This is a genomic window from Sanguibacter keddieii DSM 10542 (assembly GCF_000024925.1).
Lineage (GTDB): Bacteria > Actinomycetota > Actinomycetes > Actinomycetales > Cellulomonadaceae > Sanguibacter > Sanguibacter keddieii.
The window spans coordinates 1,056,530-1,072,493 of the sequence record NC_013521.1 but is presented as its reverse complement, the minus strand read 5'-3'; the positions used below and the strand labels follow the sequence as shown (position 1 = coordinate 1,072,493).

The 15,964-nt window shown below is 74.0% G+C and carries 8 protein-coding genes; 5 read left to right on the top strand and 3 right to left on the bottom strand.

The features are described from left to right. Position 1: 1 nt before the first annotated feature. The 4 genes from SKED_RS04545 to SKED_RS20840 are packed head-to-tail and all read left to right on the top strand — an operon-like array spanning position 2 to position 3,764. Positions 2-1,288, top strand: coding sequence for a DUF4350 domain-containing protein (locus SKED_RS04545; RefSeq protein ID WP_012865950.1), 1,287 nt, complete (start codon positions 2-4; stop codon positions 1,286-1,288). Continuing rightward, on the top strand, positions 1,285-2,346 hold the full coding sequence (locus SKED_RS04540; protein ID WP_012865949.1) for an AAA family ATPase: 1,062 nt from the start codon (positions 1,285-1,287) through the stop codon (positions 2,344-2,346). Before SKED_RS04545 ends, SKED_RS04540 begins: the two co-directional genes overlap by 4 nt. Positions 2,347-2,349: 3 nt before the next feature. Then, complete coding sequence (locus SKED_RS04535; protein ID WP_012865948.1) at positions 2,350-3,642, top strand: DUF58 domain-containing protein; 1,293 nt, start codon at positions 2,350-2,352, stop codon at positions 3,640-3,642. After that, entirely contained in the window at positions 3,642-3,764 is a 123-nt protein-coding gene (locus tag SKED_RS20840; protein ID WP_012865947.1) for a hypothetical protein, read from the top strand. The genes SKED_RS04535 and SKED_RS20840 overlap by 1 nt, the downstream gene beginning before the upstream one ends. Before the next feature lie 85 nt (positions 3,765-3,849). On the opposite strand, the gene SKED_RS04530 is transcribed toward SKED_RS20840, so the two are convergent. Beyond that, complete coding sequence (locus SKED_RS04530; RefSeq protein ID WP_012865946.1) at positions 3,850-4,839, bottom strand: stage II sporulation protein M; 990 nt, start codon at positions 4,837-4,839, stop codon at positions 3,850-3,852. A gap of 74 nt (positions 4,840-4,913) precedes the next feature. Between SKED_RS04530 and SKED_RS04525 the strand changes: the two genes are divergently transcribed. Continuing rightward, the gene (locus SKED_RS04525) at positions 4,914-5,732 is read left to right on the top strand and encodes an RDD family protein (RefSeq protein WP_012865945.1); all 819 of its coding nucleotides are present in this window, start codon (positions 4,914-4,916) and stop codon (positions 5,730-5,732) included. On the opposite strand, the gene SKED_RS04520 is transcribed toward SKED_RS04525, so the two are convergent. Then, positions 5,705-6,931: an acyltransferase family protein gene (locus SKED_RS04520; protein ID WP_169310130.1), complete on the bottom strand. Its 1,227-nt coding sequence runs from the start codon at positions 6,929-6,931 to the stop codon at positions 5,705-5,707. The genes SKED_RS04525 and SKED_RS04520 overlap by 28 nt on opposite strands. 221 nt (positions 6,932-7,152) lie before the next feature. Next, the gene (locus SKED_RS04515) at positions 7,153-15,891 is read right to left on the bottom strand and encodes a DUF7507 domain-containing protein (protein WP_012865943.1); all 8,739 of its coding nucleotides are present in this window, start codon (positions 15,889-15,891) and stop codon (positions 7,153-7,155) included. Positions 15,892-15,964: the final 73 nt, after the last annotated feature.

The following is a 15,964-nucleotide window of genomic DNA, read 5'->3' as shown; positions in this document are numbered from 1 at the left end:
CGTGGACAAGGCGTCCACGCTGGTCGCCCCGGACGGGCCGGTGGCCCCCGGCGGAGAGGCCACGCGCCCCGCGGGCACGACGACGACCAGCAGCACCACCAGCGACGGCCCGGCCGTGCGCGGCGACGGCACGACCGCTGCTTCCCGCGCCGGCCGACGCTGGCGCGCCTCCCGGGTCGTGGTCGTCGGCCTCCTCTCCGCGCTGCTCGCCGGGCTCGTCCTCGTCGCCCTCACCCCGTCCACCACGACCGTGCGGCTCGACCCCGGCAACCCCTCCCCCGACGGCGCCATGGCGCTCGCACAGGTGCTCGGGGACCAGGGCGTCGACGTCCGGTCGACCCGCTCCGTCGCCGAGGCCGTCGGGCTCGCGGGCCCCGGGACCACCCTGCTCGTCGTCGACGACTACGGGATGCCCGACGACGTCGCCCGGTCCCTGCTCGGCACCGGCTCCGAGGTGGTGCTCGTCGCGCCCGGCCCCGCGCTGCTCGCCGCGGCGACCGACCAGGTCACCCACGCCTCGCGCAGCCCGCAGCCGACCACGCCGTCCCCCGCACGCTGCACCGAGCCCGACGCCGCCGCGGCCGGCGAGGTCACCACGGCCGGTGGCCGCTTCCGTGCCGGTGACAGCGCGACCGGCGCGACCGCCCTCTGCTTCACCGACGACTCCGGGGCGGGGCACTACGCCGTCACGACGCTCGACGGCTCCCCCGACGTCACCCTGCGCGTCCTCGACGACGGCTCGGGCCTCACCAACGCCGCGGTCACGACCGCCGGCAACGCCGCCCTCGGGCTGCGCATGCTGGGGCACGAGGAGACCCTCGTCTGGCTGGTCCCCGAGCGACCCACGACCGCCGACGACGGCGGGGGCATCACGGCGTACCTCCCACCCTGGGCCGTCCCGCTCGCCGCGCAGCTGCTGCTCGTGGTGCTCGTCCTCGGGCTCTGGCAGGGCCGGCGGCTGGGTCCCCTCGCGACCGAGGACCTGCCCGTGGTCGTGCGATCCTCCGAGACCACCCTGGGACGCGGCCGCCTCTACCGCCGGTCACGCTCCTACGGGCACGCCGGCGCCTCGCTGCGCGCCGGCGCCGCCGACCGCATGGCCCGACGTCTGGGCCTGCCGCGGTCGAGCAGCCCCGACGCGCTCGTCGACGCGGTCTGCCGCGCGACCCGCCGACCGCCCGAGCACGTCTCCGGGCTCCTGTACGGACCACCACCCACCGGCGACGTCGGTCTGACGCGCCTGGCCACCGATCTCGACGAGCTGGAGAGCGAGGTTCACCGCGCGTGAGCACCCCACCCCCACCCCCCGCACCCGAGAGCGCAGGCCTGGAGAAGGTCGGCCCGACGAGCGGCGCCGACAGCACTGCCGGGTCTCAGGACCGTCCCGAGCCGTCGTCGTCAGACCTGCGGGCCACGCTCGGCCGGGTCCGGACCGAGGTCGCCAAGGGCGTCGTCGGCCAGGACGCCGCCGTGACGAGCCTGCTCATCGCCCTGCTGTGCCGCGGGCACGTGCTCCTCGAGGGGGTGCCCGGGGTCGCCAAGACGCTCCTGGTCCGCACCCTCGCGGCGAGCCTGTCCCTCGACACCAAGCGCGTGCAGTTCACGCCCGACCTCATGCCCGGCGACATCACAGGCTCCCTGGTCTACGACGCGCGCACCGCGGAGTTCAGCTTCCGCGAGGGCCCGGTCTTCACCAACCTGCTGCTCGCCGACGAGATCAACCGCACGCCCCCCAAGACGCAGGCCTCGCTCCTCGAGGCCATGGAGGAGCGCCAGGTCAGCGTGGACGGCGAGCCGCTCCCGCTGCCCGACCCGTTCCTGGTCATCGCGACCCAGAACCCGGTCGAGTACGAGGGCACCTACCCCCTCCCGGAGGCGCAGCTCGACCGGTTCCTGCTCAAGGTGCTGCTCCCGCTGCCCGAGCGTGACGTCGAGCTCGAGGTCCTGGCCCGCCACGCCGCGGGCTTCGACCCGCGCAACCTCGGTGCCGCCGGCGTGCGCCCCGTCGCGAGCGCCGACGAGCTCGAGCGCGCGCGCCGCGAGGTCGCCCAGGTGCAGGTGTCGCCCGAGGTCCTCGGCTACGTCGTCGACGTGTGCCGCGCGACGCGGTTCTCTCCGTCGCTGTCCCTCGGCGTCTCGCCCCGCGGGGCCACCGCCCTGCTCGCGACCTCGCGCGCGTGGGCCTGGCTCAGCGGACGGACCTTCGTGACCCCTGACGACGTCAAGGCACTCGCGCACCCGACCCTGCGCCACCGGGTGCAGCTCCGCCCCGAGGCCGAGCTCGAGGGGGTCAGCGCCGAGACGGTGCTCTCGACCGTGCTCGCGTCCGTCCCCGTCCCGCGCTGAGCCGTGGTCCTCACCTGGCGTGCCGTCGCCCTCGCAGCCCTCGGCGTCGTCCCCGTGCTGCTCACGCGCACCGTGGCGACCGTGCTGCTGTGGGCGGTGGTCGTCGCGCTCGTCGCCGCCGTGGACGCCGCGCTGGCGGCCTCGCCGCGCGACGTGTCGGTCCAGCGCACCGTCCCGCGGGCCGTGCGGCTCACCGAGCACGCCCGCTCGACCCTCGTGCTGCGCAACGGGTCGCGACGACGGTTCTCGGGCGTGGTCCGCGACGCCTGGCAGCCATCCGCGGGGGCGCAGGGCGACCGGCACCCGCTCGACCTGCCCCCGGGCGAGCAGCGCCGCACGGTCACCGTCCTCGTCCCGACGCGGCGCGGAGACCGGCGAGCGGACCGCGTGACCCTGCGGGCCCTGGGCCCGCTCGGCGTCGCCGGCCGGCAGGCCTCGATCCCCGTGCCCGGCACGCTGCGGGTGCTGCCCGAGTTCGCGTCCCGACGGCACCTGCCCAGCCGGCTGGCGCGCCTGCGCGAGCTCGACGGCCAGGCCGCCGTGCAGATCCGCGGCGAGGGCACCGAGTTCGACTCGCTCCGCGAGTACGTGATCGGCGACGACGTCCGCTCGATCGACTGGCGGGCCTCCGCGCGCGGCCAGGAGATGGTCGTGCGCACCTGGCGGCCCGAGCGCGACCGCCGGGTGCTCGTCGTCCTCGACACCGCCCGCACCTCGGCCGCGCGCATCGGCGACCAGCCCCGCCTCGACGCGAGCATCGAGGCAGGGCTGCTGCTGGGCGCCCTCGCGTCGAAGGCCGGCGACCGCGTCGAGATGGTCGCCTACGACCGCGAGCTCCGGGCGCGCGTCGCCGGCGCCGCCGGACCGCGCCTGCTCCCCGCCCTCGCCGACGCGATGGCGCCGCTCGAGGCCAGCCTCGTCGAGACGGACTGGCCCGGGCTCGTCGCGCTGGTGCGTGAGCGCCTGTCGCAGCGGTCCCTCGTCGTGATCCTCTCGACGCTGGAGCCCGCGGCCATCGAGACCGGGCTGCTGCCGGTGGTCGAGCAGCTCACCGCGCACCACACCGTGGTGCTGGCCTCGGTGGCCGACCCGGCCGTCGCCGCCCTGCGCGAGGGGCGCTCGACCGCGGCCGAGGTGTTCGACGCCGCGGCGGCCGAGCGCACCGAGCTCGAGCGCGCAGCAGCGACAATGGTCCTGGGCCGGCGCGGCGTCGACGTCGTGTCAGCCCTGCCCGACGAGCTCGCACCACGGCTCGCCGACACGTACCTCTCACTCAAGGCCGCAGGAAGGCTCTAATGCGACTCTCGCCGAACGACTCGACCGCCCGCCAACGACGCAACCGCCGGGTGGCTCTCGCCATCGTGGCTGCGCTCGTCCTGACGACGGCAGCGCCGGCGCTGCTCTACATCTTCAGCTGATCCACCGACCGGCTCCGGTGCCGCGCGCGAGCGGGCACCGGGGCCGTCTGCGTCTGGCGGGGTGGCGCGGGGCAGCCGTCGGGCCTCAGCCGACGACCTGCTGGACGCTCCCGACGTTCTCCTCCTCGAGGTCCCCGGTCTCCCCCAGTGCGACGGCACGACGTCCGAGCACGAGGACGTAGGTCCAGAAGGCCCCGAGGGCGAGCGCCCCGATGACGATCTTGAGCCACCAGACCATGGACGATCCGGTGACGAAGCCCTCGACGAGCCCGGAGAGGGCGAGAGTCGCGACGAGGCCGGCGGCGACGGTGAAGAGAGCACGCCCCTCCTCCGCCACGGCACGACCGCGCGGACGGTGGCCGGGCGCGACGAGGGTCCAGAAGAGCTTGAGTCCCGCCGCGCCCGCCACGAGGATCGACGTGAGCTCGAGCAGGCCGTGCGGCAGGATGAGCTGCAGGAACATGCCGAGCTCGCCGTAGTGCGCCATCATCCCGCCGATCGCACCGACCATGACGAAGTTCTGGACGAGCACGTAGACGGGCCACAGCCCGGTGATGCCGAAGGCCACGCACTGCGCGGCGATCCAGGCGTTGTTGGTCCAGACCACGGCGGCGAAGCCCGCGCCCGGCTCGTAGTACTCGGCGAAGGCGTTCTGGACGTACTCCTCGCGGTAGCTCGGCGGGCCGACGGCCGCGAGCCCCTCGGGGGTCGTCGCCACCCAGACCCCGGCGACGACGGCGAGCAGCAGGAAGGCCGCGCTGACGCCCCAGATCCACCAGCGCAGCCTGTAGAAGGCTGCCGGGAGGGAGAGCACCACGAAGCGTGCGACGTCGCGCCAGGCGGGCTCGTGCGCACCGGCGATGGAGGTGCGGGCGCGGTTGAGGGTCTGGGACAGCTCGGAGACCAGCACGGGGTCCGGGGCGGAGGACCGGACCGTCGACAGGTGCGTGGCCACGGTCTGGTAGAGGCGGACGAGCTCGTCCGCCTCGGCACCGTCGAGGCGACGCCGGGTGCTCAGCGTCTTGAGCCGGTCCCACTCGCCACGGTGCACGTCGGAGAAGGCGTCGAGGTCCACGGACGATACCCTGCCATAGAACAGCGCGTGACGTCGCTCGACGTGCGCACCGGCCCGGACCAGCAGGAGGACCCGTGGACGACGGCATCGTCATCGGCGAGGGCGTGGTGCTCGACGCCCGCCCCGCGTCGTTCGCGACCCGCATGCTCGGCAGCGCCGTCGACCTCACCGCGCAGGGCGTCGTGCTCCTGCTGCTGCTCGCCGCCGCGACGGGGAGCTTCGCCGTCGGCGGGCAGGACATCGCGCCCGCGCTGCTCATCGCCGTCCTCGTCGTCGTCATGGTCGTCGTGCCGACGACCGTCGAGACGCTCACCCGCGGCCGGTCCCTCGGCAAGCTCGCGACGGGCATCCGGGTGGTGCGCGACGACGGCGGCCCCGTGCGGGTGCGCCACGCCTTCGTGCGGGCGCTCGTGGGGATCGGCGAGCTGTGGCTCACCTTCGGGACGGTCGCGCTCATCGCGTCCCTCACCAACACCAAGGGCAAGCGGATCGGCGACATGCTCGCCGGCACCTACGCCGTCCGCGTCCGCGGCGGTCGCTCGACGGCCGCGGTCGTGAGCATGCCGCGCGCCCTCGCCGGCTGGGCCGGCGCTGCCGACATGCGCCGTCTCCCCGACGGGCTCGCCCTGTCCGTCCGGCAGTTCCTGGCACGGGGCCAGAAGATGAACCCGGGCTCGCGCCAGCGCATGGGCCAGGAGCTGGCGGCCCGCGTGGAGCGGCACGTCGCCCCCGGCCCACCGGCAGGCACGCCGCCGGAGATGTTCCTCATGGCCGTGCTCGCCGAGCGCCGCTCCCGCGAGTGGGCCTCGGCCCAGCGCGCCCGCTCCGTCGCCGCCGAGCAGGCCGAGAGCGTCCGCACGCTCCCCTACGGCATCCCCGACCCGGCGCGCTGAGCCCGCGCACCCGACGTCGTCCTCGCGCCTGTGCCGGTGCCGGTGCGCTCGAACCGCTCGAAGGTGCGGACGAGCACGAGGAGGACGACGGCGCAGGCGACGAACCACGCCGGGCGGCTGATCCACCACGAGGTGCTCCAGCCTGCAGGCAGGTCGACGGCCGCCCCGACGGTGACGACGCCCACGACCACGAACATCGCCGTGAGGTGCCAGAGGTACACGGTCATCGACCGTGCCGAGAGCCACCCGACGGCTCGGGCCACCGTGGTGGTCCGCGCGAGGGCCTCGAGCCGGGTGCGCACCGCCAGAGCCCCGAACACCTGCACCAGCGCGAGAGCCACGAGGCACAGCGTCGGCGGGCCCATGTTCGTCAGGGTGTCTCCGGGCATGCCGACCATGCTCCGCGGGTAGGGGCCGACCGTGACCGCGAGCGCGAGCCCGACGAGCCCTGCTGCGGCGACCGCGGCGCAGCGTCGCGCCGACCACGCGAGCCGTCCGTCGGTGTACGCGAAGCCGAGCGTGTAGGCGAAGGCCCACACGAGGAAGAGGTTGACCGCCCCGACGTGCGGGACGTCGGCGCCGAAGCGGAGCACGTCGACCCCGACGGCCGCCGCGCCGATCGCGGCTACGCCCGCCACACCGGTGCGGTCGTACCAGCGTCCCAGTGCCGGAGAGGCGGCGAGGAGCACCACGTAGACGCCGAGGTACCAGAGCATCTGCGGGGCGATGCGGGCTGCGACGTCGACGGCCGGCCCGGGGACGCCGAGCACCGGCAGCAGGGCCCGGAGCACGACCCAGGTCCCGACGAACACCGCGACGGGCGGCACCAGCCTGCGCAACCGCACTGCCATGAAGCGCGACCAGGTCTCGGGCCGGCGCCGCAGCTGCCCGAGGGTCGCTGCGCCAGCGACGAAGAACATCAGCGGGATCACCTGGACCACCCAGGTCACGAGCCAGCCCGGGCCGGTCCCCAGGACGTTCACCACGGTCAGGTCGGCACCGTCCCAGGACACCTCCGGCATGGTCCAGTGCGCCACGACCACGGCGACCGTCCCGACCGCGCGGAGCAGGTCGAGGAGCGGGTCACGGGCCCAGGCCCGTGGGCCGTCCCGCCGCACCGGGGACGTGGGCCGTCCTGGCGGACGGGGCGTCAGGCGGGTCGGAGAAGGAGCGTGCGTCGGGGTGTCGAGAGATGGCACGGGAGACCTCGAGAGGTGGTGGGACGGGACCTCTCGAGTCTTGTCGTCCCAGGTCAGCGCACCTATGGGACGGACCTCCGAGCCGGCGGGTGGTCAGCCCACGTGCTGTGGTGGGGCTACCCCACGCCTCCCCTCAGACGCCAGGTGGCTCCGGCACGACCGGTCGGTCGTACCGGAGCCACCTGGCGGTGCGACGCCGTGGTCGCGGCGCTGTCAGCCGGTCAGGGGCGGGTCGCCTGCCTGCGGCGGACGAGCAGCAGACCTGCGACCAGGAGCGCCGCTGCCAGCACCGCGAGCCCTGTCACCGCAGCCCCGGTCCACGGCAGCGTGCCGGGTCCGGACGGCGCCGGGTCGGCCACTGACGGGTCCGCGCCGTCGGCGGGCGGGACCGGGGTGCCCGGGACGGCGAGGGTGACCTCGTCCGTCGCGGACACGACCCCGCCCGACGGGGAGACTCCCGACACGGTGGCCAGGTTCCGCACGGACCCGGCGTCGACGTGCTCCTGGGTGAGGACCAGCGTCGCCGTCGCCGTGACGGACTCGCCCGGGGCCAGCGTGCCCTCTGCGGCCGGCCAGGAGCCGTAGGTGAGCTCCGACAGGCCCGGGAGGGCGTCGGTCACCGCGACCGACGTGAGCGTGGCCGTCCCCCGGCTCGTCACCTCGAAGGTGAACGTCACCGTGTCACCGACGGCCCCTGCCGCTCCCGGCGCCAGCGCCGCCGTCTTGACCAGCGAGATGCCGGCCCGCGGGTCGGTGGGCACGGTCGCGGTGTCGTCGTCGCTGACCGGCGGGCCCACCTGGGGCGTACCGGTCGCGACGGCGACGTTCGTCACCGAGCCGCGGTCGACGTCCTCCTGGGTGAGCACGTAGGTCGCCGAGGCGTCGACCGACGCCCCCGGGGCGAGCTCGCCGTCAGCACCGGGCCAGGCACCGAAGACGACCTCCGAGAGCCCGGGCAGACGGTCGGTGACCCGGACGCCCCGCAGGGTCACGTCACCGGTGTTGGTGACGGTGAAGGAGTACGTCACCGTCTCGCCGGCGACCCCGGTCGCCCCGTCGGCCAGCGCCGCGGTCTTGACGAGGTCGACCGCCGGCGCCTGCGGCAGCAGGACCGACGCCTCCGCGGGGTCCGTCACCTCGACGCCGGCCGGCGACGTGCCGGTGGCCTCTGCCGTGTTGACGACGGCGCCCGCGTCGACGTCCTGCTGGGTCACGACGTACCCGGCCGTGCCGGTGACCTCCTCACCGGGCAGCAGCACGCCGACGGCGCCCGGCCAGACGAGGCTGATCTCCGAGAGCCCGGGCAGCTCGTCGGCGATCACCACGCCGGTGAGCGTGACGTTGCCGTCGTTGCGGGCGGAGAAGGTGAAGTCGACCGCGTCTCCCACGACCCCGGTCTGGCCGTCGGCCAGCGCGGCCGACTTCTCCAGGACGATCGACGGGGTCTGCAGGGTGACGACACGCTCGAGGTCCTCGCCGTCGACCGGCGACCCGAAGGGAGAGATGCCTGCTGTGGTCGCGAGGTTGTCGACGTAGCCGCGCTCGACGTCGGCCTGCACGAGGACGTAGCTCGTCGTGGCGCTCACCGACTCTCCGGGTGCCAGCACGCCCTCGTCGCCGGGCCACGTGCCCAGCGTCAGCGGCGCGAGGCCCGGCAGGTCGACGTCCTCGATCGACAGGTCACGCAGGGTGACGTTGCCGGTGTTCGTCGCCGTCAGGGTGTACTCGACGGTGTCACCGAGCAGCCCCTGCGACCCCGCGGCCAGGGCGCCCTTCTTGACGAGGGCGATCGTCGGCTGCGGCGGGACCACCACGGTCTCCGTGTCGTCTGCCTCGACGTCGTCGCCGGTCGGCGGGGTGCCGACCACCGACGCGGTGTTGTCCACGCTGCCGCGGTCCACGTCCTCCTGGGTGAGCGGGTACGTCGCCGTGGCGACGAGCTCGTCCCCGGGCGCGAGGGTGCCCGCGGTGCCCGGCCAGGCGTAGCTGATCGACGACAGCCCGTCGAGGAGGTCGGTGACCTCGACGTCGGTGAGCGTCACGCTGCCCGGGTTCGTCACGGTGAAGGTGTAGACCACGAGGTCACCGGCACGGCCCGTGGTGTCCGGTCCGAGCTCGCCGGACTTCACGAGGTCGACGAGCGGCTGCGGGTCGACCTGGACGAGCCAGGTGTCGGCGTCGTCGACGGAGGTGCCGTCGGGCGCCTCGCCCGAGGCGATCGCCCGGTTGTCGACACGTCCGGCGTCCACGTCCGCCTGGGTGAGGGCGTACCCGGCCGTGGCCGTCACGGTCTCGCCCGGCTGGAGCACGCCCTCGCCGAGGGCTGCCGACCAGTCGTAGACGAGGTCGTCGAGACCCGGGAGCGGGTCGCTGATCGCGACGTCGCGCAGGGTGACGTTGCCGTCGTTGGTCACGGTGAACAGGTAGGTGACGACGTCACCGGCGACCGTGGCCACGTCGGGCTCGGTCGCGAGCGTCCCGGTCTTGACGAGCAGGATCGACGGCGAGCTGCCCGGGGTGACCGTGACCGTGTCCTCGCCGGTGGGCGCCTGCCCGGCCGGGTCGGTGCCGGAGGCCGTGGCGGAGTTCGTCACCCCACCCGCGTCGATGTCCTCGCGCGTCAGCGGGTAGGTCGCGGTGGCCTGCACCACGTCGCCGGGGAGCAGCGTCCCCTCGTCGCCCGGCCACGCCCCGAAGGTCAGGGCCGAGAGCCCGTCGAGCGGGTCGTCGACGGTCACGTCGGTGAGCGTCGCGCTGCCCGTGTTGCGCACCTCGAAGACGAAGGTCGCGAGGTCACCCGGGACCGGTGCGACCGCGGCGATCGAGCCGGTCTTGTCGATGCTCAGGGCGGACAGCTCCACGCGGGAGGAGTCCGTCGCGTCGACGTCGTCGCCGAGCGCGGTCGTGGCGGTGGCGACCGCCACGTTGGTGTAGCCCGAGGCGTCCGGTGCCGGGCCCTCGCACGTGAAGGTGTACGAGTCGCCGTCCTCGCCCGCAGGGGCCAGGTCAGGGATCGTCACGCCCGCGCACTGCGCCGCCGCCAGGTCCTCGACCTCGACGTCGACGAGGGTCACGGGGCCCGTGTTGGACACCGTGATCGCGAAGTGCGCGACGCGCTCCGGGTCCTGGCCGTCGAGGACGTACTGGGTGTCGTCGTCCCCGCCTGCGACCACGGCACGGACCGGGTCGCCAGCAGGTGCCACGTCAGCACGCTTGTCGATCGCGATGCTGGGCACGGCCCGCACGGTGATCGTCTCGTCGTCGGTCGTCGAGCCCGTCCCCGTCTCCGGGGTGGAGGTCGTGACCGTGGCGGTGTTGGTGACCTGCTGCGACAGCGTGCCGACGGGCGGCGCCACGGCGCGCGCGGTCACCGTGACCGAGAGGGAGTCCCCCGCGGCGAGGTCGTCGAGCGCGGCGCAGCGGAGGGTCTCGTCCGTGACGGTGCAGGACCAGAGCGCCGGGTCGGCGGTGAAGGGCGTGTCGACACCCGCGAAGGTGAGCCCCGCCGGGAGGGTGTCCTCGACCACCACGTCTGCGGCGGCCTGCAGGCCCACGGTCGACGCCGTGAGCGTGAAGGCCACGTCCTCGCCGGTGCGGACGTCGCCCGTCCCGACACGCTCCTTGAGGATCGACACCTCGGTCGCGGCGAGGAAGGCGTCGGCCGAGTCGTCGTCGCCGACGTAGTCGCCCTCACCGTTCTGCGCCTCGCCGGTGCTGTCGGTCGCGGTGAGCGAGACCGTGTTGGTGTGGGCGTTCAGCGGACCGGTCGCGCTCGGCCCGACACCGGCCGCGGGGGCCTCGTAGGCGTCGGCCGTCGGCGTCGAGGTGTAGCCCACCACGATCACGTCGGCGGGAGCGACGTCGGCGAAGGTCCAGCGCACGGCGTCCGGGTCGAAGTCCCAGTCGGCGTCAGCCATCGCAGCCCCGTTCCGGGTCACCCCGGTGACGACCGGCGTGCCCCAGCCCGCGGGCAGCGTGTCCGTGGCCGTCACGGTCTGCGCGAGCCCGTTGCCGGAGTTCGTCAGGGTGAGGGTCCACGGGAACGGCGTGCCGACACGCGCGGTGGGGCTGCCCCCGGCTGCCTTCTGCACGGTGACGAAGGGGAACTCCGGGAGCACGACCGCCGGGTCGGACCCTCCGACGTACTGGCGGTGCGCCGCGTCCTCGACGCCGCCCGAGCCGGGCGTCGACCAGTACTCGGCGAGCTCTGCCGTGTTGGTGATCGTCGTGCCGGACCGCAGCGCCGCAGAGGGCTCGAGGGTCGCGGTGAGGTCGAGCGTGAGGGTCGCCCCGGGGGCGAGGGACTCGATGGTCCAGGTGACCAGGCCGCCCGAGACGGTCCCCAGGACACCGGCGGGCATCGTGCCCGGGAGGGTGACGTCGACGAGCCCCGCAGGGATGCTGTCGGTCACCACGACGTCGTAGGCGGTGGCACCTCCGACCGTCGCGGGGTTCGTCACGACGACGGAGTAGCTCACGGTGCTCGACGGCGCGGCCGTGACCGCGGTCGCCGCGTCCTGGGCGTCCTGGCCCTCGACGTACTTCTTGATGGTCAGGCCGGGCTCGGTGACGGTGACCGTCGCCTCGTCCTCGACCGAGGTCGTGTCGGTGGCGCCGGCCGTCGCGGCCCACGCGAAGCTCGCCACGTTGGTCAGCACCGACGCGCGGGCCGGGGCGGTCCGAGCGGCGTCCTGGACGATCGTCGCGTCGTAGGTGAGGGTGACGGTCCGGTCGTCAGGGGCGGACAGGATGTCGTCCGAGGCCTCGCAGACGACGTCGCCGCCGTCGGTGCCCGACCCGGAGGCAGGGGTGCAGGAGAAGGTCACCCCGGAGTCGACCGCGCTGACGGCGATCGACCCGGGGACGACGCGCAGCCCGGTCGGGACGGCGTCGGTGATCGTCGGGGAGTAGAAGTTGACGTTCTTGGGCAGGGTGACCGTCACCGCGAAGCTGCGGGTGTCACCGATGCTGCCGGAGGGCGCGTCGACGGTCTTGACGATGCTCGCGTCCTGGACCGTGACCGTGGCGTCCGCGGTGCTGGTCAGCTCGAGCTGACGCGCGTCGGTCGGGTCGACGCCGGGGAGCGTGTAGCCCACGAGTCCCGCCGTGTTGGTGTAGCTGGCACCGCCGGCCGCCGCCGGCGAGACCTCGGCCGTGTAGGTGAGCGTGTACGTCTGGCCGGCGGGGACGTCCCCGATGGTCCAGACGATCTGCGTCTCGCCGTCCGCGCAGGTGCCGAGGGGGGCCACGGTGCCGCGCGTCGGCGTCCCGGGGACCACGTCGACGAGCGCCGCCGGCACGCAGTCGGTGACGACGGTGTCGAAGGAGGTCGGACGGCCCGTCGTGTTCGTGGCGGTCAGCGTGTAGGTGAGGACCTGGCCGGCGACGACCGGGAGGTCGCCGTCGTCGACGGTCTTGGTGAGCGTCGGCTCGGCGACGACGTACTCGACGTCGGCCGTCGCGTCGTGGGTCGAGCTGGCGCTGGTGAAGGTCGCGGTGTTCTGCAGCACGTCACCGTACGCCCAGCGGGCGGCGGTCGGGGTGGTCCGGCCCGTCGTCCAGACGGTGACCTGGACGGTGAAGACCTGGTCGGCGGTCGTGGTGTTGTCGTAGACCGCGGGGAACTCGAGCCGTCCGGTGGCGTCGTCGAAGGCGAAGCCGGCCGGCTGCGTGGCGCCGTCGAGCAGCCAGAAGCTCTGCGTCGCGTCGACCGTGTACGGCCCGCTGCCGGTGGCAGCCTCGAGGACACCGGCGTCCTCGAGGACGCCGTCGAGCACGGTGGTGCGTGCCGGGACGGTGACCGCGTACTCGTAGACCACGTACTCACCGTGCACCGCCTGCGGCAGCGCGGTGGCAGGCGGGACAGGCGTCCCGCTGATGTTGTTGTTCTCGCCCTCGATCCCGGTGGTGACGACCGTCTTCGCGACGGTCACGTCGGGCAGGGACACGTCCGAGGTGTCGGAGGTCCCGAGCGTCGAGACACCGTCCTCGCCGGGGACGGCGACCGGGCCGGGAGTCCCGGCGTTCGTGAGGAACTGGTACGCGAGGATCGAGGCGGTGTTCTCGAGCCGGGTCGTGACCGGTGTCTCGGCGGGGACGGTCACCACGTAGGTGAGCGTCTTCGCGGTGGGCGCAGCCTCCGTGCCCGCGGGCAGAGTGAGACCGGTCCACACGACGAAGACCCCGTCGGGACGGGTCTCGACCACCCCGGCGTCGGAGACCGCCGAGACGTCGGCGGCCGCGATCCCGTCGGGCAGCCTGTCCTCGACGGAGATCCCCAGGATGTCCTCGCGCGCGCCGGTGAGGTCGACCCGGTAGGTGATCGCGTCGCCCTCGGCGACCTCGATGCCGTCGCGGTCGGACCCGACGAGGGCGCCGTCGGGAAGCGCCTCGGACGTGGCGGGGCGCGTCGCGTCGCCGTCGACGTCGCGGACGCCCTTGACCAGCTGCAGGCCGGCCTCGACGAGGATCGCGGCCTGGTCGCGCTCGAAGAACAGCTCGCCGCGGACGTTCTCCTGCTGGTACTTCATGAGGTTCTCGGGCTTGTCGAGCTGCGCCGCGTCCTCGGACACGCCGGTGACGGTCCCGGCCACGTGGATCACCAGGCGGGAGCCGAGCGGCACCAGGCGGTCGCCGTTGCCCGCGACGCGGGTCGACGGCTTCCAGGACAGCGTGCTGCCGTTGACGGTCTCGTTCCAGGTGACCCCGGGGATCTCCGTGGCGCCGTCGAACAGCGTGGTGGTCGTACCGACGTAGTCGACGCCCTCGGGCAGCATGTCGGTGACGACGGGGTTCCGGGTGTCGGCGTCGGGGGCGAAGCTCACGGTGAGCTCGTAGCAGACCGTGTCGCCGAGGACGAAGCTCAGGCCACCGGAGGCTGCCGGGTCGTCCCCCTCGACGTAGAGCGACGGGTCCGCCGGGCAGCCCGCCGAGACGTCGACGGCGCGCGGCAGGACCTTCTTGCTGATGCTGCTCGGGCCGGCGACGATGCGCGCGGACGAGTCGTCGGCGACCGTCGCGGTGACGCCGGCCTCGTCACCGGCCAGGCCGGTGGTGGTAGCGGTCATGACGACCGTGTTGACGAAGTCGTCGAGGGAGGAGGTGGTGCCCTCGTTGCCGGTGTAGCTGCCGCGCATGAGCACGGGGTACACGACGGCGTGGCTGTCGACCGCACCGGTCATGTCCGGAGCGCTGAGCGACAGCACGAACCGGCCCAGCACGGCGTCGTAGGCGACCCAGTCGACGACCGCGCCGGTGACGGCCGGGGCAGACCAGGAACCCGAACCGCTGGTGCTGCCCGGGACGCAGTCGGCGGGCAGGTCCTCGGCCTCGGCGGCGGTGAAGGACTCGCTCGAGCCGTCGGTCCTCGGGATCTCGACCGGGCCGGAGCGGACCGTGGTGCCTGCCGGGAGGACCGGGCAGAGGCCGTTGGGGATGATGTCGACGAGCGTGATGTCCGACGCGTCGGCGTACTCGCTGGTCCGCAGGTCGAGGGTGTACTTGGCGACGGCCCCCGTGAAGAACTCGCTCGAGCTGCCGCCGCCGAAGGGCGTCGGCGAGGCGTCGACGGGGCGCGTGTCGACGGACTTGAGGACGCGCAGGTCCATCGAGAAGACGACCTCGTCGTCCTGGTCGGTCGTGGCCCGGTCCGTGCCGGTGCGCACGACGCCGGCGTAGGTGCCGTCGACGGTCACGACGTTCCGGTAGACGTCGCCGTCGGTCGCTGCGGGGTCGCCCGCGCTGTGGCGCGTGGAGGCGCCGGTGTTGTTGTCGAGGTTGGCCGCCTGGCCGGTCGCGCCGAGGCCGTCCGGGCCCGGGCCGTCCGTCCAGGTCATGGTGTTCATCCGCTGCGGGATGCCCGCTGCGTAGACGATCGGGAGAGCCTGGTCGGCGGCGAGGTCGAGCGGGCCCCAGGTCACGCGGGTGTAGACGCCGTCGGGCAGGTCGGCCGGGAACTCGGCGGCGGTGCCCGCGGTCTTCTCGAGGGTGGTCACGGTCGACGCGGGGAGGCAGTCGGCGACCACGGGGGTCGCGGCGAGGTCTCCCGAGCCGGCGTACTCCTCGCGGGCGCCCGTGGTGTTGTCCATGGCCCCGCAGCCGAGGAACTCCAGGCCGGCGGGGAGGAAGTCGGTGACGACGGCGCCGGTGGTCGGGCCCTCGCTCGTGTTCTTCACGGTGATCGTGTACTCGGTGGTGCGGTCGTGCACGCCGCGCAGCAGCTCGGACTCGGGGCTGGGCTCGTCCTTGGTCACCCGGATGGCCTGGACGAGGGTGCTCGAGGGCGCGGCGTCGCCCGCGAGGGTCGCGGCCACGGCCGGCGCCGCGCCACGGCTGGTGCCGCCGGGGAAGACCGGCACGTACCGGGCGTCGGTGCTCGTCCAGGCGCGTGCCACGAGGTCCACCGTCGAGCCGACGGGGAACACCGTGGTGTCGTCGGTCTCGCCCGTCCCTGCGGCGGGCTGCGCGGGGTCGACGACCACCTCGAAGCTGCGGCTGGCGGTCGACGGGAGGTCGGAGACGTCCTGCCACACCCAGAGGTCCTGACCTGCCGGCACGAGCGTCCGGTCGGGCAGGCGTGACCCCGCGGGGTAGACCCGCGGTGTCCCGAGCCCGGAGGCAGAGACGAAGGCGACGCCCGTCGGGACGGTGAGCGTCACGGAGAGGTTGTACCAGGGGTCTGCCGAGGGGTTCGCGACGGTGAGCGTCACGGTCTCGCTCTCCCCCGCGAGCATGCCCTTGGCTCCGTCGGCCGACGGGGCGAGGGTGACCGCAGGCGTCAGCGCCGCTGCCTCGGAGGACGGCGCGAGGGCGATGCCGCCCAGGACCGTCGTGGCTGCGAGGGCGAAGACCGCCACGACGGCAGCCGTCCGCTGGAGGCCGGCGCGCCAGAGGTGGCGCGAGGCCTTGCCGGGGCGTCGGTGACGCGCGGTCGAGCTCGAGGGGTGCAGCGGAGCAGACATCGAAGAGGTCCCTGGTGTTGACGATCGCCGGTCTCCCCTCGACCGGTGCCAGGGCACGACAGCGTGCTCCGAC

Bases quoted from the DNA above. Each gene is read 5' to 3' on its own strand.
- SKED_RS20840 (WP_012865947.1), top strand. From the start codon at position 3,642: ATGCGACTCTCGCCGAACGACTCGACCGCCCGCCAACGACGCAACCGC.
- SKED_RS04515 (WP_012865943.1), bottom strand. From the start codon at position 15,891: ATGTCTGCTCCGCTGCACCCCTCGAGCTCGACCGCGCGTCACCGACGC.